A 24,138-nucleotide genomic window follows, 5' to 3' on the forward strand; every position below is an offset into this window, starting at 1 on the left:
CTTCTGCCCTTACGCGTGTCCCCGACCGGGGAACCAACCAGAGAGCGTTATGCCTTCTCCAGTTCGAAGGCATCATGCAGCGCCTGCACGGCCAGTTCCATGTATTTCCGATCGATCAGCACCGAAATCTTGATCTCGGAGGTGGAGATGACCTTGATGTTGACGTTTTCATCGGCCAGCGCCTTGAACATGCGGGCGGCGACGCCCGCATGGCTGCGCATGCCGATGCCGACGACGGACACCTTGGCGACCTCGGTGTCGACGACCAGTTCGTCATAGGCGATGTGGCCGGCCTGGCGGGCCTCCTCCATCGCACGCTTGGCGCGCTCGACCTGGTTGATCGGCACGGAAAAGGTCATGTCGGTCACCGAACCCGGGTGATCGTCATAGTCCTTTTCCGAGATGTTCTGAACGATCATGTCGACGTTCACGCCCGCATCGGCAAGCGGCGCGAAGATCGCGGCCGAGATGCCTGGACGGTCCTCGACCGTGACCAAGGTGATCTTGGCCTCGTCGCGCGACGAGGCGACACCGTTGACGACTTTCGATTCCATGATTTCATCCTCATCGCAGATCAGCGTGCCGGAATTTTCGTCGGTATCCTCGAACGAGGACAGCACCCGCAGGCGCACCTTGTAGCGCATCGCAAGCTCGACCGACCGCGTCTGCAGCACCTTGGCGCCGAGGGATGCCAGCTCCAGCATCTCCTCGAAGGCGATGCGGGGCAGCTTGCGCGCGCGCGACGTGATGCGCGGATCGGTGGTATAGACCCCGTCCACGTCGGTATAGATGTCGCAGCGTTCCGCATCGAAGGCGGCGGCGAACGCCACCGCGGTCGTGTCCGATCCGCCGCGGCCAAGCGTGGTGATGCGGCCTTCGGGCGACAGGCCCTGAAAGCCCGCGACCACGGCGACCTTGAAGCCTTCGGCGAACTTCTGGTCCAGGTTCTTGCGCGGGATGTCCACGAAGCGCGCGGCCGAATAGGCGGCGGTCGTGTTGATCGGCACCTGCCAGCCCTGCCAGCTGCGTGCAGGCACGCCCATCTCCTGCAGGGTCAGGGACATCAGGCCCGCGGTCACGTTCTCTCCGGAACTGACCACCGCGTCGTATTCGCGCGCGTCAAACAGCGGAGAGGTCTGTTCGACCCATCCGACCAGTTCGTTCGTCTTGCCGGACATGGCGCTGACGATGACGATCACGTCATAGCCCCGCTCGACCTCGCGCTGCACCTTGCGGGCGGCGTTCTTGATCCGGTCCAGATCGGCCACCGAGGTGCCGCCGAATTTCATTACCAGAAGCGGCATCAAGGGCCTCCAGCCAAAGGATGTGCGTCGGCGGGGCTTTTAGGGGCGGTGCGCGCGAACCGCAAGGGGCGGCGCTAGTTCGTCTTGGGACGCGGGACGAAGGGCAGGGGGGCCACGGGAACGCCGTCCTCGATCAGCTTGCGCGCATCCTCGGGGCGGGCCTCTCCATGGATGGCGCGGGCGGGCCGCGTGCCCTCGTGCATCGCGCGGGCCTCCTCGGCGAAGGACAGGCCGACATAGTCGGAGCTGGTCTCGATCTTGCGGCGCAGCGCCTGCAAGGCGGCCTCGGCGGGGTTGCGGGGGGCGGTCAGGGTCTTGTCGCTGACCGCCGGGGCCATCAGCGCCCGGTCGACCTTGGTGGCGCCGCAGACCGCGCAGCCGACCTGACCCGCATCGCGCATCGCCTCGAACCCGTCCGAGGACCGGAACCAGCCGTCGAAATCATGCCCCTGGTCGCAGCGCAAGGCATAGCGGATCATCGCAACAACTCCTGTCAGATGATCCCTATATCGGGTCCGCCGGGGGCGCGTGCAAGATCGTCCAGCCGCGCGATCAGCGCCGCAGGATCGCCCGCCCGGTCCACCAGCACGGCCCGCGCCGCGCGGCCCATCGCACGGGCCTCGTCGGGCGTGTCGGTCAGCCGCGACAGGGTCGCCATCAGATCGCCCGCGGGTCGCGCCGCGCCGTGCCCGTCCAGCGCATCGAAGGCCTCGACGAAGTTGCCGACATGGGGGCCGTGGATCAGCGCGCAGCCATGGGCCGCGGGCTCCCACGGGGTGTGGCCGCCATGGTCCTGCAGGCTGCCGCCGATGATGCAGATCCCGGCGCGCGCGTACCAGCGCGCCATCTCTCCCAAGGTGTCGGCCAACAGCACGCCGCCTGACGGCGCATCGTCCGCGCCCGCGCTGCGGCGCGCGAAGGACAGGCCGCGCGCCGCGATCAGTGCCGCGATGGCATCCCCCCGGTCGGGATGGCGCGGCGCCAGGATCAGGCGCAGGTCGGGCCGGGCATCCCGCAGCGCGGCAAAGGCGTCCAGCACCGGCCCGTCCTCGCCCTCATGCGTCGATGCCGCCAGGATCACCCGGTCGCGGGCCGCACTGTCCGGGGGCACGGGCTGCGCCGCAGGGGCCAGCAGCTTGAGGTCCAGCCGCGGCAGCAGCGCGCGGTGCGGCAGGCCCAGGTTCAGAAGGCGCGCCTCGCTGCCTTGATCCTGCGCCGACAGGGCCGCGACGCGTCCCAGCATCGGCTCGATGATGCGCGGAAACCGCGCCCAGGTGCCCGCCGACCGTTCCGACATGCGCGCCCCAATCATCGCCTGGCGGATGCCGCGTTCGGCCAGCAGGCGCGACCGCAGCGGCCAGAACTCTCCCTCGACGGTGATCGCCAGCGTGGGGCGCGCGGCATCCAGGAAGCGCGTCAGCGCGCCGGGTAGGTCAAGGGGCGCCAGCCGCGCGGGCAGGCCCCAGTCCTGCGCCAGTGCGCGGCCCGTCTCGCTGTTGGTGGTGACCGTCAGGGGGTGGCGCGCGGCCAGTGCCTCGATCACCACGCGGGCCGAGGTCAGCTCTCCGACGGATGCGGCATGCAGCCAGATCGCGGCGGGGCCGGGCGCGCCCGTGTAGACCAGACGCTCGCGCAGCGCCCGCGATCCGCCCAACCGCGCGCGCAGGCACAGCGCGGCCTCGGCGATGCGGGTCGTGGCGTCATAGATCATGCAGGAAGGTCCCCTCGGTCAGGATGAGGTGGAGGCGGGTACCGGAATCGAACCGGTCTTCACGGATTTGCAATCCGGTGCGTAACCTCTCCGCCAACCCGCCGCCGTCGAGAGTGGCCGTGTCCTAGCGGATTGCCGCGACCCTTGCAAGACGCGAAGCGCGGGGCCGATGTCCTGCGTTGCCCAACTGCGGGAAACATGGCAATAGTCGGCCAAACAGGTCCAGCAGAGGTTCCCCGACATGAGCGATTTCGCCGCGCGCCGCACGACGATGGTGGATACGCAGGTGCGCACCAGTGACGTCACCAAGTTCCCGGTGATCGACGCGATGCTGACCATTCCGCGCGAGGAGTTCGTTCCCGCCAGCCGCCGCTCTGTCGCCTATTCCGGCGAGAACCTGGACATCGGCCACGGCCGCGTCCTTCTGGAGCCGCGGACCTTGGCCAAGATGGTCGATGCGCTGGACATCCAGCCCGACGAGCTGGTCCTGGACCTGGCCTGCGGCTATGGCTACTCCGCCGCCGTCATGGCCCGCATGGCCGAGGCCGTCGTCGCGATCGAGGACGACGCGGAACTGGCCTCCGAGGCCGAACAGCGCCTGTCGGAGGCGGGCATCGACAACGTCGCCGTCCTGCACGCCCCCCTGACCGAAGGCGCGCCCAAGCAGGGGCCCTATGACGTGATCCTGATCGAGGGCGCGGTCCAGGACATCCCCGCCGCCATCGTCGAGCAGCTGCGCGAGGGCGGCCGCGTCGCCGCCCTGTTCGTCGAGGGCGCGCTGGGCGTCGCCCGGATCGGCACCCGGCAGAACGGCCAGCTCAGCTGGCGTTATTCGTTCAACGCCAAGGCTCCGATGCTGCCCGGGTTCGGCCTGCAACGCGGGTTCGCATTGTGACCCCGCTTGCGCGGTTCGCGGGGGGTGCGCTGCTGGCCTTGGCCGCGGCACTGCCCGCCCGCGCCGAATCGTTGGCCGACACCATGGTGGCGGCCTATCGCCATTCGGCGCTGATCGAACAGAACCGCGCCGTCCTGCGCGCCGCCGACGAGGATGTCGCGGCCTCCGTCGCGGCGCTGCGCCCGGTCGTCGAATGGGTCGCGCGCCAGTCCGCCTCGCGGACCGAGGGGGGCACGACCGTGCGCTCGACCTCGCTGTCCCTTGGCGCGCAGCTGACGCTTTATGATTTCGGACGCTCGCAGCTGGCCATCGACGGGGCCAAGGAGCAGGTCCTGGCTACGCGACAGGCGCTGGTGGGGGTCGAACAGGACATCCTGCTGGCCGCGACCGTCGCCTATTTCGACGTGCGCGAGGCCATCCAGCAGGTCGGGCTGCAGGAAAACTCGGTCGACGTCCTGTCCAGCGAACGCCAGGCCGCGCAGGACCGATTCGACGTGGGCGAGATCACCGTGACCGACGTGGCGCTGGCCGATGCGCAGCTGGCGGCGACCCGTGCCGCGCTGGCTGCCGCCAACGGCCAGCTGGAGATCGCGCGCGAGGCCTATCTGGCCGTGACCGGCCGCCAGCCGGGTCGCCTGGACGCGCCGCCGCCGCTGCCCAACCTGCCCGCCACCCTGGACGAGGCACGCCAGATCGCGCAGCGCACCCACCCCGCAATCGGTCAGTCGCAACGCCAGGCCGCCGCGGCCGAGATCGGCGTGGCCGCCGCCGCCGCCGAACGCAACCCGACCCTGTCGGGCACGGCCAGCGTCGGCGTGACCCGCGCGCCCGAAGCCAGCCTGGGCGGCCGCTATGGCAGCCGCAATTCGTCGTCTGTGGGGTTGGAACTGAGCCAGACCCTCTATTCGGGCGGGCGCCTGTCGGCCGCGCATCGCCGCGCGATGGCACAGCGCGACCAGGCACGTTCGGCACTGCTGAACACCGCGCGCCAGATCAGCCAGCAGGTCGGAGAGACCTGGGCGAACATCGCTGTCGCCCGCGCGCAGATCACCGCGATCAACCAGCAGATCTCGGCCGCGCAGCAGGCCTATGACGGCGTCCGCGAGGAGGCGCTGCTGGGTGCGCGGACCACGCTGGACGTGCTGGACGCCGAACAATCGCTGCTGGAGGCGCGGGCCGACCGGATTTCCGCGGAATCGAATCTGCAGTTAGCTCATTATCAACTTCTGGCTGCTATGGGTCTGTTGACGGTAGAAAACCTGCAACTGGGGATACCCACCTATGACCCATCGCAATATTACAACGCTGTGCGGGACGCGCCCGCAACCAGCAAGCAGGGCGAAAGCCTGGACCGCGTGCTGCGCGCCATCGGCCGGAACTGATCCGGCCCCGGCGGTGCGCCATGACTGAGGCGCGCCGCATGACCCCCGTCGAGGATTCGGCGACCGACACCCCCGCACCGCGGCGCAGCACTGCCAAGGCCGCTGCGGCGCCCAAGGCACCGCGCCGCCGCAGCGCCAAGGCCGATGCGGCCGCCTCCGCCACCAAGCCGGCCCGTGCCAAGGCCCCCCGCGCCAAGGCCGACTCGGAGACCAAGCCGGCCCGCGCGCGCACCAGCAAGGTCGCGCCGGCGCAGCCCGCTCAGGTCGTCACCCTGCCGGTCCTGACCCAGGATCAGCCGATCGGACAGGCCGCCCAGGAAATCGCCCGCATCCGTGCCGAAATGCAAAGCATCCGGCACATGATCGACGCCCAGCCCGTGATTCACAGCGACGCGCGCACTATGCTGCACCGCCTGTCTCAGGATCCGACCCCGCGGGGCATGCTGGCGGGCAGCACGGCCTCGGTCATCCTGCTGGCCCCGCATCTGCGCAGGGCGGTCGCGGATCTGCCGGACGACGGCGTACCGCCGTCGCGGCCCCGGCGCGCGACAGGCAAGGCCCGCGGCAGGACGGCAGCGGCGCTGGCCCTGCCTGACGCGGTCGTCGAGGCGCCCATCGCCGATGCCTTGACCGAGGAGGTCGTGGTGTCTGCCGTGGCACCGGCGGTCATCCCGGCCGCAGCGGCGCCCCGGTCCCGTATCGCACGGTTGCTCTCTGCGTGGGGCGACTGGCTGCTGTGGCGCCTGCTGCCGCCGGCGATGCCCGCCCAGGCATCCGCACAGGATGCGGCTGTCGGTCCTGCGCAGGTCCGCGGATCAGCGGCCGCCGATGTCGTCCCTGCGCCGCACGCCCATGCGCCCGCGGGCGACGGTCCCGACCGTCCGCAGGCGGACGATGGCGCCGCGCTGCCGCATCTGCCGGTCGCGCAGATCGTCGCCCAGACCGTTGCGCAGATGATGGACGACAAGACCATGCGCGCCCACCTGCAGGAGATGATCCGCGAGGAGCTGGAGGGAGAGATGGGCGCCCGCTTTTCGGGCAACCTGCGTGCCGTGGTACGGCGCGAGATCGCCACGGCGCTGGATGAACGGCTGACGCATCTCTGATCCCCGTCCGGGGATCAGTTCAGGTACCGCTCGGGGTCGACGCTTTCGAACCCCCGGCGGATCTCGAAATGGACGAAGCCCGCGTCGCCCGCCTGGCCCAGGGATTGTCCCGCGCTGACGCTGTCGCCCTTGGCGACGGCGACATCGCCCAGGTTGGTATAGACGCTCATCAGGTCGCCCTCGTGGCGGACCACGATGATCGGCGTGCCCGCGCTGTCGCGGGTGATCGCGGCCACCTGGCCGCTGCCTGCCGCGGTGACCGCCGTGCCGCCCGAGGCCGCGATGTCGATCCCGTCGTTCTGGCCCTTTTCATAGACTCGGATGATTGACCCCTGGACCGGCATGCGGAACTGGCCGCCGCCCGATGCCGCGGTCCGCGTGGATCCCAGGTCGGTCTGGGGCGTGTCAGGCGCTGGGGCGCCCGCGGGTGGCGTCTCCTCGGCGGGCAGGGGACGCGTGGCCGATGGCGGGGTCGGGGTCGGGCTCCCCGCGCCGGGGGCGGTCGTGGCCAGCCTGTCGGGTTTCTGGCCGGGCTGCGGCACCAGAAGACGCTGGCCGGTCCGCAGGCTCATGTCGGCCGGCAGGCCGTTCCAGCTGGCCAGATCCTGGACGCTGACGTCATAGCGGCGCGCGATGGCCCAGGCCGTCTCTCCGGCGGCGACGACATGCTCGCCCGGGTTTGCAGCGGCGGCAGGGGCCGGGGCGGCGCGCCGCGGCGTGGGGCTGGCCGGGGCGCTGCCGGCGAAGGGGTCGGTCACGATCGCCGTGCCGCCACCGCTCGCGGCCCCCGCGGGGACCTGCGTCGGCAGGACCAGGACCGCACCCGCCAGCAGGGGCGCGTCGGCGGGCAGGGCATTGTGGCCGGCCAAAGCCGTCGCATCCAGCCCAAGCCGGGCGGCGATCGATGCGGGCGTGTCGCCCGCCTGCGCGACCGCGACCTGGCCGCTGGAAAAGCTGATGACGCCGCGCGCGTCGGGCGCCGGACGGGGTGCCGCGGCTGCGGCCGCGGGGGCGGTGTCCATGCCCCCGATCAGCCCGCGCAGGTCGGGGTCGAAACTGCCGTCCGACCCGCAGGCCGTCAGCGCCAGCACGGCCAGCATGGCGCAGCCGGTCCGAATATCACGTCTTGTCATGGTCCTGTCCTCGGCCTGCCTGGTGGTGGCCGGGGGTCATGTCTGGCCCAACCCCTCGACCAGCGGAACGAACCGCACCTGCCGCAACTCGTCGTAATCGAAACCCTCCTGGGTCCGCGTCACGCGGATCAGGGTCTGGACCGCGTCCGACTGTCCGACAGGCACCACCATGATACCGCCGATCTTCAGCTGTGCCAACAGGAGCCCGGGCGGATCCTCGGCCGCGGCGGTCACAAGTATGCGGTCGAAGGGGGCCTGGTCGGGCAGGCCCCGCGATCCGTCGGCCACCTGCGCGATGATGTTGTAGAGACCCAGTTCGCGAAAGATCGCCTCGGCCTCGTGGACCAGGCGGCGGTGGCGGTCGACGGTGTAGACGCGCCGGCACAGTCCCGACAGGACCGCGGCCTGGTATCCCGAACCGGTGCCGACCTCCAGCACGGTGTCGCGGGGACCGACGTCCAGGGCCTGGGTCATCAGGCCGACGACCGAGGGCTGGCTGATCGTCTGGCCGCAGGGGATGGGCAGGGGGGTGTCCTCATAGGCGCGGTCGGCGAACTGGCCGCGCACGAACAGGCCGCGGTCGATCCCCTCCATCGCGGCCATGACCCGCGGATCGGTGACCCCGCGGGACCGCAGCTGAAAGACGAACCGCATCTTGCGTTCCGCGTCGTCGTCCTCGTCGCTCATTCGGCGGCCCGTGCCAGCGGATCGTCCAGCGCTGCCGCCAGTCGGTCCAGCGACGCATGGCAGGTCAGGTCCGCCCGCATCGGCGTGACCGAGACGAACCCCTCCATGTTGGCGGCCACATCGGTCCCGTCGCGCGCCGGCGCCTGCTGCGACCCGCCCGCGATCCACATGAACCGGCGCCCGTTCGGCGCGCTGTAGGGCTGGGCGGCAAAGCGCGATCCCTGGCGCTGGCCCTGGGGTGCGACGCGCAGGCCCCGGACCTCCGTGGCCGGAACCGGCGGAAAGTTCACGTTGTAGAACAGGCGGAAGTCGGCATCCGTCGACCAGTCGCCATGATCCAGAAGGCGGCGGATCACCGCGGCGCCATGCGTGCGCGCGCCTTCGAAGGGGTCGGCAAGGTCCGCGGTGCGCGGGCCCAGGTACTGCGACAGCGCGATCGCGGGCAGGCCCTGCAGCGCGGCTTCCATTGCGCCGCCGATGGTGCCCGAATACATGGCATTCTCTCCGGCATTGTTGCCGCGGTTGACGCCCGACAGCACCAGGTCGGGGGCCGCGCCCACGATATCGCCTAGGGCCGCCAGCACGCAGTCGGCGGGGCTGCCCTCGGCGGCATAGCGGCGTTCGGCCAGGCGGGCGACCATGGTGGGGTGGGTATAGCTGATGCAATGACCCACGCCCGACTGCTCGAACGCGGGCGCGACGGTCCAGACCTCGCCATGCGGGCCGGCCAGTTCGGTGGCGATCTGGTGCAGCACCTCCAGGCCCGGGGCGTTGATCCCGTCGTCATTGGTGATGAGAATGCGCATCCTGTCCCCTGTTCCGGCTGACCGCGCCCCTGCGCACGCGGATGTGACCCGATCTGCTTAGCGGGGGCGGCTTTCTGCTTCAACCCGTTCCTGCGCCGCAGGGCGGAAGCGGTTTGACGTCGGGCGCGCCGCGTTGCATCGTGGGACGGTGCGCAACGGGCCGGGATGCGATGCAGATCTTTCTTCCCATCGCCGAAGTCTCGGTCAACGCCTTCACCCTGATGGGGTTGGGCGGGCTGGTGGGCGTCATGTCCGGCCTGTTCGGCGTCGGTGGCGGCTTCCTGATCACGCCACTGCTGTTCTTCATCGGCATCCCGCCCGCCATCGCGGTGGCGACCGGCGCGAACCAGGTGGTCGCGTCGTCGGTGTCGGGCGTGCTGGCGCACATGAAGCGCAAGACCGTCGATTTCCGCATGGGGGGCGTCCTGTTGGCCGGCGGGATGGTCGGATCGGGCCTGGGGGTCGTGGTCTTCAACATCCTGCAGCAGCTGGGCCAGGTCGAGCTGGTCGTCCAGCTGTGCTATGTCGTCTTCCTGGGCCTGATCGGCGCGATGATGCTGCAGGAGAGCCTGCGGGCCTTGTTGCGCGCGCGCCATCCCACGGGGCGGCGGCGCCTGCACCAGCACATGTGGGTCCACCGCTGGCCGCTGAAGGTCAAGTTCCGTGCCTCGGGCCTCTATATCAGTGTCATTCCGCCCCTTCTGGTCGGGGTCGCGGTGGGGGTTCTTGCCGCGATCATGGGCGTCGGCGGCGGCTTCATCATGGTGCCCGCGATGATCTATCTGCTGGGCATGCCCACTAAGGTCGTGGTGGGAACGTCGCTGTTCCAGATCACCTTCGTGACCGCCTTCACCACGCTGATGCACGCGGTCAGCTACAACACGGTCGATGTGATGCTGGCGGTGCTGCTGATCGTGGGGGGTGTCATCGGCGCGCAGATCGGCACCACGCTGGGCGCACGCCTGCGGGCCGAGCAGCTGCGCATCCTGCTGGCGCTTCTGGTGCTGGCGGTCTGCGGCAAGCTGGCGCTGGACCTGTTCCTGACACCTGACGACCTGTTCGTCATCACCACGCGGGGGCAATGATGCGGGGGGTCGTCCTGGCGATGATGCTGGCGCTGCTGCCCGGTGCGCTGATGGCGCAAGGGGCGGGATCGACCATGCCCACGGACCCGGATGCGGGCCTGATCCCCCCGGTGGACGCCCCCCAGGTCTGGCCGCTGTTCCCCGATCCGGGGTCGCCGCGCGGCGATCCGGTCGCCCCCGCCGACCAGGGGGGGGAGCAGGTGGTGGCGGGACTGTCGAACAGCGCCGTGGCGATCACGACCAGCTTCGATGGCAGCGACATTCTGATCTATGGCGCCGTACGGCGCGAGACGCCGATTCCCGACGGCCCGCTGGACGTGATCGTGACGATCGAGGCGCCGTCCGAACCCCTGACCATCTGGCAGAAGGCCCGCCGCTTCGGCATCTGGGTCAACACCGAACGCGTCGATGTGGGGGCTGCGCCCAGCTTCTATGCGGTGGCGACGACGCGGCCCCTGGACGACATCCTGGCGCCGGACTGGGACAACCGGTACCGCATCTCGCTGCCGCTTGTGCTGCGCGCCTTTGGCGGCGCCCCCGAGGTCGAGGATACGCTGCCCTATACCCAGGCCCTGCTGCGTCTGCGCCAGCAGAACGGCCATTACCGGATGGAGGAGGGGGCCGTGACCCTGGTCGAGGACACGCTGTTCCGCACGGACATCCGCCTGCCTGCCAACCTGATCGAGGGCGATTACCGCGCCCGCATCTTCCTGCTGCGCGAGGGGGCGGTGATCGACGCCTATGGCGCCGCGATCGAGGTGCGCAAGGTGGGCCTGGAACGCTGGCTGTACCGTTTGGCCTTCGACCAGCCGCTGCTCTATGGCTTGATGTCGCTGGCGGTGGCGGTGATCGCCGGCTGGGGCGCCTCGGCCGCGTTCAGGAAGCTGCGGCGCGCGTGATCGCCGATCATCTTGGCTGCGGGGCAGCGGCGTAGGGTCTCCCTGCAATGTTAATCCCGCGTCTGCACGTCTTGATGGGCTTACGTGGCAATCGTCGGGGGCACTGCATGATACAGTTTGCAGCCTTTCTGGCTGTCGAGCCGTCCGGGTATGCCATCCGCGGGATCGATCAGTCGGCCTGACCGGCGGGCCGGCGCATGTGGTCAATGTATCCTATGGCCCAACGTCGTTGATCGTCGAGGCGGAACTGGAGGCTTGGAGCCCGCTCGAATGCACGGCATCGGGCGGTGCAAGATTTAATGTTGGACGACAGACCGCAGACGGCGGCAGCGGAGGGCGGTGCTCGATATTGCAGGGTGACCGACGGCGGGCCCGTCGGAGGACCGGGACTGTTCCGGCGTTTGATCGGTGGGAGCAATCCAGAGGGTCATTTTGTCCCTGGCAAGCCGACTTTGGACCTGCATCGGCCGGATGGCGGTAGGAACAGCAATGCGTGGGAATGAGGAACCGCGCTGCGCTTGCGCTTCCGCCACCACGCGGTTACGCCCGCTAAGGCGACGCCCGCGCCGGCGCGCCGGTTGACGGCGCGCGTCGCGTCACCCTTCGGACATACCAGGATGCGCCGTGGGCGGTACTGCTGGAGTTCAAGGGGAGGCAAGGTCCAGGGCGGCTGACCGGGATGGTTGCCGTGGCCGGGACCGTCCATGGTCCGGCCATCGGCAGGCCTCACCCGCGGTCATGCGATAAGGCCCCGCGATCGCTCGCGGGGCCTCTCCTCCCTTGTGGTGCGGGCCGTCCCCCTCCACTGGTCCGGCCCGCGGGGGGTCTTCAGGCGCCGATCAGGTCGGACTGGCGCAGGGTCACCTCGGCCTGCTTGATCGACGCGATGTCGACCAGGCGGCCCTTGTAGACGGTGGCGCCGGCGCCTTCGGCCTTGGCCTTCTCCATCGCGGCCAGGATCTCGCGCGCCTCGGTGACGGCGGCCTCGCTGGGCGAGAACACCTCGTTGGCCAGCGCGATCTGGCTGGGATGGATGGCCCACTTGCCGACCATGCCCAATGTGGCGCTGCGCAGGGCCTGCGCGCGGAACCCCTCGGGGTCGCTGAAGTCGCCGAAGGGGCCGTCCACGGGCAGCAGCCCGTGCGTGCGGCAGGCCGCGACGATGGCGGTCTGGGCCCAGTGCCACGGATCGGGCCAGTATTTCTGGCCGTCCCGGATCATGTAGTAATTTTCCTGCGTGCCGCCGATGCCGGTGGTGGCCATGCCCATCGACGCCGCAAAATCGGCAGCGCCCAGGCTGATCGCCTGCAGGCGCGGGGACGCGGCCGCGATCTCCTCGACATGGCAGATGCCGGCGGCGGATTCGATGATGACCTCGAAGGCGATTGGCTTGGTACGGCCCTTGGCGCGTTCGATGGCGGTGACCAGCGCATCGACGGCATAGATGTCGGCCGCGCATCCCGCCTTGGGGATCATGATCTGGTCCAGCCGATCACCCGCCTGTTCCAGCAGATCGACCACGTCGCGGTACCAGAAGGGCGTGTCCAGCCCGTTGATGCGCACCGACAGCGTCTTGGTGCCCCAGTCGACATCATTGATCGCCGCGATGATGTTGGCGCGCGCCTGGTCCTTGTCGGCGGGCGCGACCGAATCCTCCAGGTCCAGGTTGATCACGTCGGCGGCAGAGGCGGCCATCTTGGCGAACAGCGCGGGGCGCGATCCGGGGCCGAACAGCTGACAGCGGTTCAGGCGCGCGGGGGGCAGGGGCTGTTGGCGAAAGCTCATGGCAGGGTCCTGTTCGACAAGATTCGGGCCTGCCATCGGTAATAATGTTGCGCTGCGGTTGCAGCAAGCCCTATTTCCGCAATGCGGCATCGGGCGCGGTTCTTGACGCAGCGGGGCTTTGGGCGCAGGACCGGGCCCGAACACGCGACGGCACGGAGGCAGCGATGACGCGGACGGTCTATGTGAATGGCGATTACACCCCCGAGGATCAGGCCATGGTATCGGTCTTTGACCGGGGGTTCCTGATGGCCGACGGCGTCTATGAGGTGGTCAGCGTGCTGGGCGGCAAGCTGATCGATTTCGAAGGGCACATGGTGCGGCTGAAGCGGTCGCTGTCGGAACTGGCCATCGCCAATCCGCTGTCGGACGACGCGTATCTGGCCGCCCATCGCGACCTGGTGGCGCGGAACGACATCACCGACGGGCTGGTCTATCTGCAGGTGACCCGCGGCAATCCGGGTGATCGCGATTTTGCCTATCCGTCGGCGGATACGGTGCCGACGGTGGTGATGTTCACGCAATCGAAGCCCGGCCTGGCCGACGCCCCCGCGGCCAAGACCGGGTGGAGCGTCGTCAGCGTCGATGACCTTCGCTGGGGTCGGCGCGACATCAAGACGGTGCAGCTGCTGTACCCGTCGATGGCCAAGATGGAGGCCAAGGCGCGCGGTGCGGACGATGCCTGGATGGTCGAGGACGGGCGCGTGACCGAGGGAACCTCGAACAACGCCTATATCGTCAAGGGCAACACGATCGTGACGCGGGAACTCAGCCACGACATCCTGCACGGGATCACCCGCGCGGCGGTGCTGCGCTTTGCCCGCGAGGCGCAGATGCAGGTCGAGGAGCGCGCCTTCACCATCGCCGAGGCGCAGGCGGCGGACGAGGCGTTCATCACCTCGGCCTCGGCCTTCGTGATGCCGGTCGTGTCGATCGACGGGGCGCGCGTGGGGGCGGGCACGGTTGGCCCGGTGGCCACGCGCCTGCGCGAGATCTATCTTGAGGAGAGCCTGAAGACCGGGGTCTGAGTTGCGTCCCGCGGCGGCGGGGGGCCAGCCCCCCGCACCCCCCGGCGTCGTCACAACCCGCTGTCGGCCAGCACCTTCGTGATCACCGGCGCCAGCCTGTCGGCCCAGATCTGCTGGCCTTCGGGGGTGGCGATCAGGTCGTTGCGGACCTCGATCAGCATGTTCGGGCGGCCGTGGCGCAAGGCGTGGCGATCGACGCTGTCTCCGTCCAGATGCCCGTCATAGGGCTGGTTCTCACCGGTGATCCAGCCCTGATCGCGGCAGGCCGCAACCATCGCCGGGCCAAGGCGCGGATCGGCATGCGAATAAAGGATGCCGACCTGCCACGGCCGCGGCGGGCGCCCCCGCAGCTGCGGGGTGAAGCTGTGGACGGCGCAGATGCAGCGGTCCGGGTGCAGCGCCGCGACCCGGGCCAGCGCCGCGTGATAGGGGCGGTGCAGCCGGTCCAGCCGGCGCTGGCGTTCGGCCGCGTCAGCCAGCCGGTTCGTCGGGATCACCGTGCCGTCATAGAGCCGCATCAGCAGGGTGGGGTCGTCCTCTCCGCGGTTCGGATCGATCACCAAGCGCGAGAAATCCGACAGGATTGCGGGCGCGTCCAGCCGTTCGGCCAGCCGTTCGGTCAGCCCGGCCGCGCCGACGTCATAGGCGATGTGCCGGGCCATGTCGGCGGGCGCGATGCCCAGGGTGCCGCCGCCGACCCAATCGGGCACGCGGTTCGTGGCGTGATCGCAAGTGATCAGCCACCGCGAGGGGCGGTCCTGACCCAGGATGCGGAAGGGCGTCGCTGTCGTGTCATCGGTCATGATGCAGGCTGTCTACGACGGATGGCGGACAGACGCCAGTTGCCGACCATCGGCATTTGCGGCATAGATAGCGCTAAACCTGAGACAAGGGCGGGATGATGAGACGACATCGCAACGTGAAGATCGTGGCAACCCTGGGACCGGCATCATCGTCGAAAGAGATGATCCGCGCACTGTTCGATGCCGGGGCCGACGTGTTCCGCCTGAACATGAGCCATGGCAGCCATGACGATCACCGGGCACGCCACGACACGATCCGCGAGATCGAGGCCGAGACGGGCCGTCCCATCGCCATCCTGGCCGACCTGCAGGGCCCCAAGCTGCGCGTGGGTCCCTTTGCCGCCGGGCCGCACGAACTGGCCGTGGGCGATCATTTCCGCTTTGACCTGTCGCCTGATCTGGGCGATGCGACCCGCGTCTCGTTGCCGCACCCCGAGATCTTCGCGGCCCTGATCGAGGGGTCGGAGCTGCTGGTCAACGACGGCAAGATCCGCCTGACGGTGCAGAAATGCGGCCCCGATTTCGCCGATTGCGTGGTCACGGTCGCTGGTGCGATCAGCGACCGCAAGGGCGTGAACGTCCCGGACGTGGTGCTGCCGCTGGCCGCGCTGTCGGACAAGGACCGCGCCGACCTGGAATTCGCCTGCGAGTTGGGCGTGGACTGGCTGGCCCTGTCCTTTGTCCAGCGTGCCGAGGACGTCGAGGAGGCCAAGACCCTGGCCAAGGGTCGCGCCGCGATCCTGTCCAAGATCGAGAAGCCCGCGGCCGTGCGCGCCTTTGACGAGATCCTGCAGGCGTCCGACGGGATCATGGTCGCGCGCGGCGACCTGGGCGTCGAGCTGCCGGTCCATTCGGTGCCGCCGATCCAGAAGCGCCTGGTCCGCCTGTGCCGCAGCGCCGCCAAGCCGGTGATCGTGGCCACGCAGATGCTGGAATCGATGATCGACAGCCCGATGCCCACCCGCGCCGAGGTCAGCGACGTCGCCAACGCCATCTATGAAGGCACCGACGCCGTCATGCTGTCCGCCGAGAGCGCCGCCGGCAGCTTCCCGGTCGAGGCCGTGCGCACGATGGACAACGTCGCCCGGTCGGTCGAGGCCGACCCGAACTATCGCTCGATCATCGAGGCGGCGCGCAAGGCCAGCCTGTCGTCGGTCCCCGACGCCATCGTGACCGCCGCGCGCGAGATCGCCGAGACGACCGACGTGGCCGCCATCTGCGCCTTCAGCCAGTCCGGCAAGACGATCAGCCTGATCGCCCGCGAACGGCCCCGCGTGCCGATCCTGGCGCTGTCGCCGATCCTGACGGTCACGCGCCGCATGGTGCTGACCTGGGGGACGCATTGCGTGACGACCCCGCGCATGTCGCGCTTCAAGGAGGCCGTGATCATCGGCACCCGCGCCGCCCGCGAATACGGCTTTGCCGATGAGACGCGGCAGGTCGTGGTGATGGCGGGCGTGCCCTTCAACGTGCCGGGCACGACGAACATCCTGCGCATCGCCCCCTGCGATGACCGCTTGATCTTCGCCACCGACCCGGAATAACGCTGGGGCCTTGAAACCCGGGGGGTGGTGATGTCCGATCTTCTTTTGCTGGCAGGGGTTGCCCTGTGCCTTCTGTCCGTGGTGCTTGCGGTGGTCCAGCTGCTGCAGACGCAGCCGCCGCGCGCGGCGATCTTGGCGCTTTTGGGCGGGATCGTGCTGCTGTTCGCGGGGGCCTGGATGGATCCCGAACCCTTCAGCCCGGCCGACATCCCGGCCGCGCTGGACACGGTCACCGGCGGCGCGCCCGCGTCCTGACCCCTTGCGCATTCCCGCGCGCCTGTGTAAGGCGACGCTTCCGTTCCCGTGCGGCCGGCCGACATGGCATTGCCGAGCCGCGCGTTCACTCTGATGAAGGAGATGAAAATGCCGAAGATGAAGACCAAATCCGCTGCCAAGAAGCGGTTCTCGATGACGGCCTCGGGCAAGGTCAAGGCAGGTCAGGCCGGCAAGCGCCACGGCATGATCAAGCGCACGACCAAGTTCATTCGCGACGCGCGCGGCACCACCATCCTGTCGGATGCGGATGCCAAGATCGTCAAGAAATACATGCCCTACGCTCGCTGATCAGGAGAACCACACATGTCCCGCGTTAAATCCGGCAAGGTGACCCACGCCCGTCACAAGAAAGTCCTTGATCAAGCCAAGGGCTACTATGGCGCGCGCTCGCGCAACTTCCGCACCGCCACCCAGGCCGTCGACAAGGCCAACCAGTACGCGACCCGCGACCGCAAGAACCGCAAGCGCAACTTCCGCGCGCTGTGGATCCAGCGGATCAACGCCGCCGTCCGCGCCGTCGATGCCGAGATGACCTATTCGCGCTTCATCAACCTGCTGTCGAAAGCCGGCATCGAGGTTGACCGCAAGGTTCTGGCCGACCTGGCCGTGAACGAACCCGACGCGTTCGGCGCGATCGTGGCACAGGCCAAAGCCGCCGCCTGATCGCGGCCACCGCATTGCCGCAGAGGCCCGTTCCCGATCCGGGGGCGGGCCTTTGTCATGCGCGGAACCCGCATGCGTGTCGGGCGTTCATCCCCCACAGAGACACACCCATCAAGGAGATCCCCATGGGCGAGATGACCGACAAGGCGAAAGCCGCAGGGAACAAGCTGGCAGGCAACGTCAAGGAGGGCATCGGCAAGATGACCGACAACGAGCGTCTGGAAGCCGAAGGCAAGGCCCAGCAGGCCAAGGGGACCGCACAGAACGTGTCGGGCACCGTCAAGGGCAAGCTGGGCGACGACATCTGATCGTCATCCATTGTCTGGAAAGGCCCCGCGATTTCGGGGCCTTTTTCATGTGGTGCGTCACCCCAGCAGCAGCTTGGCGGCGATGGACCACATGACGACGGCGATCACCGCCTCCAGGATGCGCCAGGCGGTGGGGTTGGCAAAGACCGGCCGCAGCCAGGCGGCGCCATAGCCCAGGGCGAAGAAGAACAGGAACGACCCCGTCACCGCGCCCGCCGCGAACGCGTCGCGGTCCCCCGCGAACCGGGTCGAGATCGTGCCCAACAGCACGACCGTGTCCAGATAGACATGCGGGTTCAGCCATGTCAGCGCCAAGCAGGCCAGAACCGTTCGCCGCAGCCCGCCCGGTCCGCGCCCGCCGCCTGCCTCCAGCGCCCCGGTCGCGCTGATCGCCGCGCGCAGGCTGCGCGCCCCGTACCAGATCAGGAACGCCGCCCCTGCCACGCGCATCACCGGGTCGATCCAGGGCAGCAACTGCGCGATGCGGCCAAAGCTGGTGACGCCCAGCACGATCAGCACCGCATCCGACAGCGCGCAGGTCAGGCAGACCGCCAGCACGTGATCCCCGCTCAGGCCCTGGCGCAGCACGAAGGCGTTTTGCGCACCGATCGCCACGATCAGGCTGAGGCCCGTCATCAGGCCGGTCAGAAAGATCGCAGGGCTCATGGGGCGTCTCCGGTCATGGGGTCGCGGTTGATCTAGTCGCCCCTGCCGGATTAGACAAACTCATGCTGCTAAGGCCGGGTAAGGAAAACTGATGCTGGATTATGCCGCTGCCCGTGCCGTTGCGACGATCGTGCGGACCGGCAGCTTCGAGGCCGCGGCGCGGGCTCTTGGGGTGACGCCTTCGGCGATCTCGCAGCGGGTCCGCAATCTGGAGGAGCGGTTGGGCACCGTCCTGATCCGTCGCGGACAGCCCTGTACCGCGACCGAAGCCGGAGCCCGCCTGTGCCGCCACATGGACCATGTGGGCATGCTGGAACAGACATTGGCGCAGCACCTGCCGGGGGTGGCCGACGGGGATGCCGCGCGGGTCACGGTGACGATCGCGACGAATGCCGACAGCTTGGGCACCTGGCTGATGCCCGCCCTGGCCGCCCATGCGCGCGACAGCGGGCACCTGTTCCAGATCGCCATCGACGACGAACAGCACACCGCCGACGGGCTGCGGCAGGGCAGGGTGCTGGCCGCCGTGACATCGCTGGACAGCCCGGTGCAGGGCTGCGCGGTGCGGCCCCTGGGGCGGCTGCGCTATCACGCGACGGCCAGCCCCGATTTCATGCGGCGGCATTTCCCTGACGGGGTGACGGCGGCGGCGCTGGCCCGTGCGCCGGCGCTGGCCTTTGATCGCAAGGACGGGCTGCAGCTGGCTTGGGTCCGACAGGTCACGGGGCAATCGCCGGTGCTGCCCGCGCATGGCCTGGCCTCGACCCAAGGTTTCGTGGATGCGTGCCGCGCGGGGCTGGGCTGGGGGCTGAACCCCGAGATGCTGGTGGCGGATGACCTGGCCTCGGGTAGGCTGGTGCAGATGGTGCCGGACACGCCGCTGGACGTGTCGCTGTACTGGCAGATCGGGCGGCTGGCTGAGGACCGGCTGTCCGGGCTGACGCGCGCGGTGCAGGCGGCGGCGGCCGCAGCCCTGCTGCCCGCGACATCTGGGCCGCTGTCCAACGGTTGACCCGCAGCCCCCGCGGCCCCAGCTTTGTAGGACAGCCCCAGCCAGAGGCCGCCGCCATGTTCGACCTGCCCCAAGCCGATCCCGCCAAGGTGCCGTTGGCGACCGTCCCCCTTGGCCTGTGGGGCACGGCCATGACCGCGCGCCGCAACGTGCTGGAACTGATCCCTGCCATCGCCACGCGCCAGCCCATCGTGTCGGGCAAGACCGGCGTCAGTTGGCACATGGTGATGGACCCGACCGCCCTGCGCCGGATCCTCAAGGAGAAGCTGGACGACTATCCGAAATCGGTTACGACCAAGCTGATCCTGAACCCGGCCATCGGTGACAGCCTGTTCGTGGCCGAGGGTGCGCATTGGCGCTGGCAGCGCCGCGCCGCCGCCCCGGCCTTTGCACAACGCCATGTCGAGGCGCTTGGCCCCGTGATGACCGCCGCCGCCGAGGCGTCCTGCCGCCGTCTGGCGGGCGCGCGCGGTCCGGTCGATCTGTTCCAGGAGACGGTGGCCGCCACCTTCGACGTGATTTCCGATGTGACCTTTTCCGGCGACGGGATGTTCGACCGCGATGCGGTGCATCAGTCAATCGACGCCTATATCGCGCAGACGGCCAAACTGTCGCTGATGGACGTGCTGGGCCTGCCCGCCTGGCTGCCGCGGCCGGGGCGGCTGTTTTCCGGCCCAGGGCTGAAGCGGATGAAGGCCATCGCGGACCAGTCCATCGCCGCTCGCGCGCAGGCCGCCGAAAAGCACGGGCCGCCCGACCTGCTGGACCTGCTGCTGGTCGCGCAGGACCCCGAGACCGGGCGCACGATGACCCGCGACGAACTGCGCGACAACCTGCTGACCTTCATCGTGGCGGGGCACGAGACGACCGCCTTGACGCTGGCATGGGCGCTGTACCTGATGGCCTTCGCACCCGACATCCAGGAGGCCGCCGCCGAGGAGGCGCGCCGTGCCTTGGGCGACCGCGCCGCCACCGCCGCCGATCTGGGCGCGCTTCCCCTGACCATGCGCATCGTGAACGAGACGTTGCGCCTGTACCCGCCCGCGGCCTTCCTGTCGCGCACCGCCCAGGCCCGCGACACGCTGTGCGGGCGCCAGATCAATCCCGGCGATACGGTCATGATGCCGATCTATGCGCTGCACCGGCATCACCTGCTGTGGGACCGGCCCGACGCCTTCGACCCCGACCGCTTTCTGAGCGCGCCCGACCGATATGCGTTCCTGCCCTTCGGCGCGGGGCCGCGCATCTGCATCGGCGCCAGCTTTGCCCTGCAGGAGGCGGTGATCATCCTGTCGACGCTGCTGGCGCGATTTCGCTTTGCCCGCGTGCCGGGGCGAGAGCCGCAGCCGCGCATGATCCTGACGCTGCGCCCCGAAGGCGGGGTCTGGCTGACCGTGACGCCCCGCGACTAAGCGGCTTGCGATTGCTCACATGGCTGTTACAGACTGCCCCTTGAAAAGGCAGCGGAGAACGCCATGACCGCCATCATCGATTTCCTCAACACCATCTTCTGGGGCTATGTGCTGATCTACGGCCTGCTGGCCGTGGGCATCTACTTCACCCTGCGCCTGGGCTTCCTGCAGTTCGTCCACTTTGCCGAGATGTGGCGCTGCGTGCGCGGATCGGGAGAGACGGACAAGGACGGAATTACCCCGTTCCAGGCGCTGTCGGTGTCGCTGGCCAGCCGCGTGGGCACTGGCAACATCGCGGGGGTCGCTGTGGCGCTGACGCTGGGCGGGCCGGGCGCGATCTTCTGGATGTGGATGGTGGCACTGGTCGGCATGGCCACAGCCTATGCGGAATCGACGCTGGCGCAGCTTTACAAGGTGCACGGGTCGGACGGGATGTATCGCGGCGGACCGGCGCAATACATCGCCCGCGGCCTGGGCCTGCCCTGGCTGGCCGCACTGTTCGCGGTCGCGCTGATCGTCGCCTTCGGCCTGGTGTTCAACGCGGTCCAGGCCAACTCGATCGCGCAGGCGGTCGAGGGCGCCTTCGGCATCGGCGCGGGCATGGTCGGCATCGGCGTGGCGATCCTGTCGGGCATCATCATCTTCGGCGGCATCCCCCAGATCGCGCGGGCGGCCCAGTTCATCGTGCCGATCATGGCGGGTCTCTACCTGCTGGCGGCGGTCGTCATCCTGGTGATGAACATCACCGAGGTGCCGGGCATCCTGGGCGGCATCGTGCGTTCGGCCTTCGGCCTGCAGGAGACCGTGGGCGGGGTCGCGGGCGGCGTCGCGGCGGCCATGCTGAACGGGGTCAAGCGTGGTCTCTTCTCGAACGAGGCCGGCATGGGCTCGGCCCCCAACATCGCGGCGGTGGCAGTGCCTAACCCGCATCACCCCTCCAGCCAGGGCTTCGTGCAGGCCCTGGGCGTCTTCATCGACACCATCCTGGTCTGCACGGCGACCGCGGTGATGATCCTGCTGGCCGATGTCATGCCCTCGGATCAGCTGACCGGGGTGAACCTGACCCAGGCCGCGCTGACCGACCATTTCGGCGGCTTCGGCCAGATCTTCGTGGCGGTGGCGATCTTCTTCTTCGCCTTCACCTCGATCATCGGCAACTATTCCTATGCCGAGAACGCCATCGTCTATCTGGGCGCGGGCAAGCCGGGCATCATGGTCCTGCGGCTGGCGGCACTGGGCATGGTGGTCTGGGGCTCGCTGCAGGCGGTCACGACCGTCTTCAACTTCGCCGATGCCAGCATGGGGCTGATGGCCACGATCAACCTGATCGCCATCGTCGCGCTGTCGGGGACCGTCGCGGTCGTCACCCGCGACTATCTGCGCCAGCGCAAGGCCGGGCACGAGCCGACCTTCCGCATCGGCGATCACCCCGGCATCGCGCCGGGCGTGAACCGCGACATCTGGAAATAAGGCGGCACGGGCGCGCGGTCTTTACCCCGCGCGCCCGGCCATGCTAACGCGGGCGCAACCAGGAAAGGCCCCGCGATGGACGATCTGACCCCCCTGCGCCAGCAATGGCTGGACCGCATTTCTGCCGCCTCCGACCCTCAGGCCATCGAGGACGTGCGCCTGTCCGCGCTTGGCAAGAAGGGCGAGCTGAGCCTGATGATGCGCGAGCTGGGCCGCATGTCCCCCGAGGAGCGCCAGACCACCGGCAAGGCGCTGAACCAGATCCGCGACGAGATCGACGCCGCCCTGCGCGCGCGCAAGCTGGCGCTTGAGGATGCGGCGCTGGACGCGCGTCTGCGCGACGAATGGCTGGACGTGACCCTGCCGGGCCGTCCGCGCCGCCAGGGGTCGATCCACCCGATCAGCCAGGTCACCGACGAGGTCACGGCGATCTTCGCCGACATGGGTTTCGCCGTCGCCGAAGGGCCGCAGGTCGAAAGCGACTGGTACAATTTCGACGCCCTGAACATCGCCCCCGAACATCCCGCACGGCAGGAGCACGACACCTTCTTCATGCACCGCGCCCCGGGCGACGACCGTCCGCCGCACGTGCTGCGCACCCACACGTCGCCGGTGCAGATCCGCGCCATGCAGGATCACGGCGCCCCGGTCCGCGTGATCGCGCCGGGCCGCGTCTATCGCATGGACATGGACCAGACGCACACGCCGATGTTCCACCAGATCGAGGGCGTGGCCATCGACCGCGACATCAGCATGGCGCATCTGAAATGGACGCTGGAGGAATTCTGCCGGGCCTTCTTCGAGGTGCCATCGGTCGAGCTGCGCTTCCGCGCGTCGCATTTCCCCTTCACCGAACCCTCGGCCGAGGTGGACATCCGCTGTTCCTGGGAAGGCGGCCAGCTGAAGATCGGCGAGGGCAATTCCTGGCTGGAGATCCTGGGTTCGGGGATGATGCATCCGCATGTCCTGCGCTCTGGCGGGATCGACCCGGATCAATGGCAGGGCTTTGCCTTTGGCATGGGCATCGACCGCATCGCGATGCTGAAATACGGCATCCCCGATCTGCGCGCCTTCTTCGAAAGCGACCTGCGCTGGCTGCGCCACTATGGCTTTGCAGCAGGCGACGTGCCGAGCGTCAGCGGCGGGTTGTCGCGCTGAAGGCTGCGCGCCCTGGCGATCGAGGGGCGCGCGCCGTGGACGTCAGGCGGTGAACGGAACGCCCGGTGCGGATGCGGGGAAGGCGGTTGGGTGCGGTCCGGAATGACCCCCGAACTCCACGGCCAGCCTCTGCCGCAGGGCGTCCTGATCGGCCCTGATGATCCCGGGGATCAGGAACAGATCGACGAACGCCCAAATCCCGACTGCGGCCAGCATGATCAGTCCGACCCCGAGGATCAGCGTCATCCAGCCCAGCACCCACAGGATCAGCATGGCGACTGCCGTGCCGGTCTTGCCTAGATAGAACCTGTGCGCCCCGAATCCACCCAGAAAAACCAGCAGAAGATAGGCGATCACGGGCGACCTGGTGTCGTTCGTGACACGCTGTTCGATAAGGATTCGCTGTTGGGTATCAAGGGGCACGTCGAAATCTCCGGATCTGAAAAGGGAATGTCTATAGTTGACCACCCTAGCACGGGCCGCCTTTACAGATCACGGAAACTTCAACCTCAGGTTAACGGCGCGCCATCACCGCAGCCGACGACGGATGTCCTCGCGATCCGCGCGGACCATTCCGGGGATCAGGAACAGGTCGATGATGCACCACAGCACCACAAAGCCCACCGCGGGCCAGCCGATCAGGATCGGCACCGTCAGCCAGCCGACGCCCCAAATGGCCAGCATGATGAACCCGCTGATCCAGCGGCCCAAATACATGCGGTGCAAGCCGAACCCCCAGAGGAAGATCAGCAGCAGATAGGCGATCAGCGGCGATTTCGCCTCGTTGGCCACCCGCTGCTCGATCAGCAATTCGCGCTGCACATCCATCCGCAAGGCTCTCCTGTTCCATGTCGCGCCCGCCATCGGGGCGCATTGCAAAGATAGGAACGCCCCGCGGCCACGCAAGATCCGCACCGCAGAACCCGGCGGATCCTGTGCGCGGTCGGTGACCCCGCGATGCCCGCGGCCTTCCGGCAGCACCGCCGACCACGGCGCCGTGCCCCAGGC

The 24,138-nt window shown here is 68.8% G+C and carries 26 protein-coding genes and 1 tRNA gene; 15 read left to right on the forward strand and 12 right to left on the reverse strand.

From position 1 onward, the window contains the following. Positions 1-47: 47 nt before the first annotated feature. From PRL19_RS08295 to PRL19_RS08310, 4 genes are all read right to left on the reverse strand, one after another. A complete protein-coding gene (locus PRL19_RS08295) occupies positions 48-1,304 on the reverse strand; it encodes an aspartate kinase (RefSeq protein WP_045981474.1) in 1,257 nt (418 codons plus the stop codon). 74 nt (positions 1,305-1,378) lie between these two features. Beyond that, entirely contained in the window at positions 1,379-1,783 is a 405-nt protein-coding gene (locus PRL19_RS08300; protein WP_045981475.1) for a DUF1178 family protein, read from the reverse strand. Between the two features lie 14 nt (positions 1,784-1,797). Further along, positions 1,798-3,015 (reverse strand): 3-deoxy-D-manno-octulosonic acid transferase, encoded by a 1,218-nt coding sequence (locus tag PRL19_RS08305; RefSeq protein WP_273742606.1) that lies wholly within the window; start codon positions 3,013-3,015, stop codon positions 1,798-1,800. 29 nt (positions 3,016-3,044) lie between these two features. Further along, positions 3,045-3,118: transfer RNA gene (locus PRL19_RS08310), tRNA-Cys, on the reverse strand. A gap of 138 nt (positions 3,119-3,256) precedes the next feature. Here PRL19_RS08310 and PRL19_RS08315 point away from each other — a divergent pair. From PRL19_RS08315 to PRL19_RS08325, 3 genes are read left to right on the forward strand one after another with little or no spacing between them, the layout of a single operon-like run. Beyond that, the gene (locus tag PRL19_RS08315; protein WP_045981477.1) at positions 3,257-3,910 is read left to right on the forward strand and encodes a protein-L-isoaspartate O-methyltransferase family protein; all 654 of its coding nucleotides are present in this window, start codon (positions 3,257-3,259) and stop codon (positions 3,908-3,910) included. Next, positions 3,907-5,292, forward strand: coding sequence for a TolC family outer membrane protein (locus PRL19_RS08320; protein ID WP_046000130.1), 1,386 nt, complete (start codon positions 3,907-3,909; stop codon positions 5,290-5,292). The genes PRL19_RS08315 and PRL19_RS08320 overlap by 4 nt, the downstream gene beginning before the upstream one ends. Before the next feature lie 20 nt (positions 5,293-5,312). Next, positions 5,313-6,398 carry a hypothetical protein gene (locus tag PRL19_RS08325; protein ID WP_273742607.1) on the forward strand — a complete coding sequence of 362 codons (1,086 nt, stop codon included), beginning with the start codon at positions 5,313-5,315 and terminating at the stop codon, positions 6,396-6,398. A 14-nt stretch (positions 6,399-6,412) separates the two neighbouring features. Here PRL19_RS08325 and PRL19_RS08330 read toward each other — a convergent pair whose 3' ends face one another. The 3 genes from PRL19_RS08330 to surE are packed head-to-tail and all read right to left on the reverse strand — an operon-like array spanning position 6,413 to position 9,024. Continuing rightward, on the reverse strand, positions 6,413-7,531 hold the full coding sequence (locus tag PRL19_RS08330) for a LysM peptidoglycan-binding domain-containing protein (protein ID WP_273742608.1): 1,119 nt from the start codon (positions 7,529-7,531) through the stop codon (positions 6,413-6,415). Positions 7,532-7,567: 36 nt separating this feature from the next. Continuing rightward, complete coding sequence (locus PRL19_RS08335) at positions 7,568-8,218, reverse strand: protein-L-isoaspartate(D-aspartate) O-methyltransferase (protein WP_273742609.1); 651 nt, start codon at positions 8,216-8,218, stop codon at positions 7,568-7,570. After that, the gene (surE, locus tag PRL19_RS08340; RefSeq protein ID WP_273742610.1) at positions 8,215-9,024 is read right to left on the reverse strand and encodes a 5'/3'-nucleotidase SurE; all 810 of its coding nucleotides are present in this window, start codon (positions 9,022-9,024) and stop codon (positions 8,215-8,217) included. The genes PRL19_RS08335 and surE overlap by 4 nt, the downstream gene beginning before the upstream one ends. A 170-nt stretch (positions 9,025-9,194) precedes the next feature. Between surE and PRL19_RS08345 the strand changes: the two genes are divergently transcribed. Continuing rightward, entirely contained in the window at positions 9,195-10,109 is a 915-nt protein-coding gene (locus PRL19_RS08345) for a sulfite exporter TauE/SafE family protein (protein ID WP_045981483.1), read from the forward strand. Further along, positions 10,106-11,008, forward strand: coding sequence for a TIGR02186 family protein (locus PRL19_RS08350; RefSeq protein ID WP_273742611.1), 903 nt, complete (start codon positions 10,106-10,108; stop codon positions 11,006-11,008). Before PRL19_RS08345 ends, PRL19_RS08350 begins: the two co-directional genes overlap by 4 nt. Before the next feature lie 828 nt (positions 11,009-11,836). On the opposite strand, the gene PRL19_RS08355 is transcribed toward PRL19_RS08350, so the two are convergent. Then, positions 11,837-12,793, reverse strand: a complete 957-nt coding sequence (locus PRL19_RS08355; protein WP_046000134.1) for an L-malyl-CoA/beta-methylmalyl-CoA lyase — start codon at positions 12,791-12,793, stop codon at positions 11,837-11,839. Positions 12,794-12,957: 164 nt separating this feature from the next. Here PRL19_RS08355 and PRL19_RS08360 point away from each other — a divergent pair, with 164 nt between their 5' ends. Further along, a complete protein-coding gene (locus PRL19_RS08360) occupies positions 12,958-13,818 on the forward strand; it encodes a D-amino-acid transaminase (RefSeq protein WP_273742612.1) in 861 nt (286 codons plus the stop codon). A gap of 50 nt (positions 13,819-13,868) precedes the next feature. On the opposite strand, the gene PRL19_RS08365 is transcribed toward PRL19_RS08360, so the two are convergent. Next, entirely contained in the window at positions 13,869-14,621 is a 753-nt protein-coding gene (locus PRL19_RS08365; RefSeq protein WP_045981486.1) for an N-formylglutamate amidohydrolase, read from the reverse strand. A gap of 98 nt (positions 14,622-14,719) precedes the next feature. Here PRL19_RS08365 and pyk point away from each other — a divergent pair, with 98 nt between their 5' ends. From pyk to PRL19_RS08390, 5 genes are all read left to right on the forward strand, one after another. Beyond that, a complete protein-coding gene (gene pyk, locus PRL19_RS08370) occupies positions 14,720-16,165 on the forward strand; it encodes a pyruvate kinase (protein ID WP_046000136.1) in 1,446 nt (481 codons plus the stop codon). A 30-nt stretch (positions 16,166-16,195) separates the two neighbouring features. After that, positions 16,196-16,420 (forward strand): hypothetical protein, encoded by a 225-nt coding sequence (locus tag PRL19_RS08375; protein ID WP_045981488.1) that lies wholly within the window; start codon positions 16,196-16,198, stop codon positions 16,418-16,420. A gap of 108 nt (positions 16,421-16,528) precedes the next feature. Continuing rightward, positions 16,529-16,729 (forward strand): 50S ribosomal protein L35, encoded by a 201-nt coding sequence (rpmI, locus tag PRL19_RS08380; protein ID WP_042244892.1) that lies wholly within the window; start codon positions 16,529-16,531, stop codon positions 16,727-16,729. A 15-nt stretch (positions 16,730-16,744) separates the two neighbouring features. Then, a complete protein-coding gene (rplT, locus tag PRL19_RS08385; protein WP_045981489.1) occupies positions 16,745-17,104 on the forward strand; it encodes a 50S ribosomal protein L20 in 360 nt (119 codons plus the stop codon). 125 nt (positions 17,105-17,229) lie between these two features. Then, a complete protein-coding gene (locus tag PRL19_RS08390; protein ID WP_045981490.1) occupies positions 17,230-17,412 on the forward strand; it encodes a CsbD family protein in 183 nt (60 codons plus the stop codon). 57 nt (positions 17,413-17,469) lie between these two features. On the opposite strand, the gene PRL19_RS08395 is transcribed toward PRL19_RS08390, so the two are convergent. Beyond that, a complete protein-coding gene (locus PRL19_RS08395) occupies positions 17,470-18,078 on the reverse strand; it encodes a LysE/ArgO family amino acid transporter (protein WP_273742613.1) in 609 nt (202 codons plus the stop codon). Between the two features lie 91 nt (positions 18,079-18,169). On the opposite strand from PRL19_RS08395, the gene PRL19_RS08400 reads away from it, so the two are divergent. The 4 genes from PRL19_RS08400 (at position 18,170) to pheS (ending at position 23,130) form a co-directional block, all read left to right on the forward strand. Further along, the gene (locus PRL19_RS08400; protein WP_273742614.1) at positions 18,170-19,090 is read left to right on the forward strand and encodes a LysR family transcriptional regulator ArgP; all 921 of its coding nucleotides are present in this window, start codon (positions 18,170-18,172) and stop codon (positions 19,088-19,090) included. Positions 19,091-19,146: 56 nt separating this feature from the next. Continuing rightward, positions 19,147-20,502, forward strand: a complete 1,356-nt coding sequence (locus PRL19_RS08405; protein WP_273742615.1) for a cytochrome P450 — start codon at positions 19,147-19,149, stop codon at positions 20,500-20,502. Positions 20,503-20,565: 63 nt separating this feature from the next. Beyond that, positions 20,566-21,972 carry an alanine/glycine:cation symporter family protein gene (locus PRL19_RS08410; protein ID WP_194885138.1) on the forward strand — a complete coding sequence of 469 codons (1,407 nt, stop codon included), beginning with the start codon at positions 20,566-20,568 and terminating at the stop codon, positions 21,970-21,972. A 75-nt stretch (positions 21,973-22,047) separates the two neighbouring features. After that, a complete protein-coding gene (gene pheS, locus PRL19_RS08415) occupies positions 22,048-23,130 on the forward strand; it encodes a phenylalanine--tRNA ligase subunit alpha (protein ID WP_127897976.1) in 1,083 nt (360 codons plus the stop codon). Between the two features lie 42 nt (positions 23,131-23,172). Here pheS and PRL19_RS08420 read toward each other — a convergent pair whose 3' ends face one another. Together PRL19_RS08420 and PRL19_RS08425 are read right to left on the reverse strand one after the other, a co-directional pair. Next, positions 23,173-23,487: a TM2 domain-containing protein gene (locus PRL19_RS08420; RefSeq protein WP_239441282.1), complete on the reverse strand. Its 315-nt coding sequence runs from the start codon at positions 23,485-23,487 to the stop codon at positions 23,173-23,175. Positions 23,488-23,658: 171 nt separating this feature from the next. Then, complete coding sequence (locus PRL19_RS08425; protein WP_273744482.1) at positions 23,659-23,958, reverse strand: TM2 domain-containing protein; 300 nt, start codon at positions 23,956-23,958, stop codon at positions 23,659-23,661. Between the last annotated feature and the right edge of the window lie 180 nt (positions 23,959-24,138).

The sequence above is a fragment of the Paracoccus marcusii genome, from assembly GCF_028621715.1.
GTDB lineage: Bacteria > Pseudomonadota > Alphaproteobacteria > Rhodobacterales > Rhodobacteraceae > Paracoccus > Paracoccus marcusii.

Bases quoted from the DNA above. Each gene is read 5' to 3' on its own strand.
- PRL19_RS08390 (WP_045981490.1), top strand. From the start codon at position 17,230: ATGGGCGAGATGACCGACAAGGCGAAAGCCGCAGGGAACAAGCTGGCA.
- PRL19_RS08355 (WP_046000134.1), bottom strand. From the start codon at position 12,793: ATGAGCTTTCGCCAACAGCCCCTGCCCCCCGCGCGCCTGAACCGCTGT.
- PRL19_RS08365 (WP_045981486.1), bottom strand. From the start codon at position 14,621: ATGACCGATGACACGACAGCGACGCCCTTCCGCATCCTGGGTCAGGAC.
- rplT (WP_045981489.1), top strand. From the start codon at position 16,745: ATGTCCCGCGTTAAATCCGGCAAGGTGACCCACGCCCGTCACAAGAAA.
- PRL19_RS08350 (WP_273742611.1), top strand. From the start codon at position 10,106: ATGATGCGGGGGGTCGTCCTGGCGATGATGCTGGCGCTGCTGCCCGGT.
- PRL19_RS08295 (WP_045981474.1), bottom strand. From the start codon at position 1,304: ATGCCGCTTCTGGTAATGAAATTCGGCGGCACCTCGGTGGCCGATCTG.
- PRL19_RS08345 (WP_045981483.1), top strand. From the start codon at position 9,195: ATGCAGATCTTTCTTCCCATCGCCGAAGTCTCGGTCAACGCCTTCACC.
- PRL19_RS08410 (WP_194885138.1), top strand. From the start codon at position 20,566: ATGACCGCCATCATCGATTTCCTCAACACCATCTTCTGGGGCTATGTG.
- PRL19_RS08315 (WP_045981477.1), top strand. From the start codon at position 3,257: ATGAGCGATTTCGCCGCGCGCCGCACGACGATGGTGGATACGCAGGTG.
- PRL19_RS08335 (WP_273742609.1), bottom strand. From the start codon at position 8,218: ATGAGCGACGAGGACGACGACGCGGAACGCAAGATGCGGTTCGTCTTT.
- pheS (WP_127897976.1), top strand. From the start codon at position 22,048: ATGGACGATCTGACCCCCCTGCGCCAGCAATGGCTGGACCGCATTTCT.
- rpmI (WP_042244892.1), top strand. From the start codon at position 16,529: ATGCCGAAGATGAAGACCAAATCCGCTGCCAAGAAGCGGTTCTCGATG.
- PRL19_RS08375 (WP_045981488.1), top strand. From the start codon at position 16,196: ATGTCCGATCTTCTTTTGCTGGCAGGGGTTGCCCTGTGCCTTCTGTCC.
- PRL19_RS08425 (WP_273744482.1), bottom strand. From the start codon at position 23,958: ATGGATGTGCAGCGCGAATTGCTGATCGAGCAGCGGGTGGCCAACGAG.
- pyk (WP_046000136.1), top strand. From the start codon at position 14,720: ATGAGACGACATCGCAACGTGAAGATCGTGGCAACCCTGGGACCGGCA.
- PRL19_RS08330 (WP_273742608.1), bottom strand. From the start codon at position 7,531: ATGACAAGACGTGATATTCGGACCGGCTGCGCCATGCTGGCCGTGCTG.
- PRL19_RS08300 (WP_045981475.1), bottom strand. From the start codon at position 1,783: ATGATCCGCTATGCCTTGCGCTGCGACCAGGGGCATGATTTCGACGGC.
- PRL19_RS08405 (WP_273742615.1), top strand. From the start codon at position 19,147: ATGTTCGACCTGCCCCAAGCCGATCCCGCCAAGGTGCCGTTGGCGACC.
- PRL19_RS08400 (WP_273742614.1), top strand. From the start codon at position 18,170: ATGCTGGATTATGCCGCTGCCCGTGCCGTTGCGACGATCGTGCGGACC.
- PRL19_RS08305 (WP_273742606.1), bottom strand. From the start codon at position 3,015: ATGATCTATGACGCCACGACCCGCATCGCCGAGGCCGCGCTGTGCCTG.
- surE (WP_273742610.1), bottom strand. From the start codon at position 9,024: ATGCGCATTCTCATCACCAATGACGACGGGATCAACGCCCCGGGCCTG.
- PRL19_RS08360 (WP_273742612.1), top strand. From the start codon at position 12,958: ATGACGCGGACGGTCTATGTGAATGGCGATTACACCCCCGAGGATCAG.
- PRL19_RS08325 (WP_273742607.1), top strand. From the start codon at position 5,313: ATGACTGAGGCGCGCCGCATGACCCCCGTCGAGGATTCGGCGACCGAC.
- PRL19_RS08395 (WP_273742613.1), bottom strand. From the start codon at position 18,078: ATGAGCCCTGCGATCTTTCTGACCGGCCTGATGACGGGCCTCAGCCTG.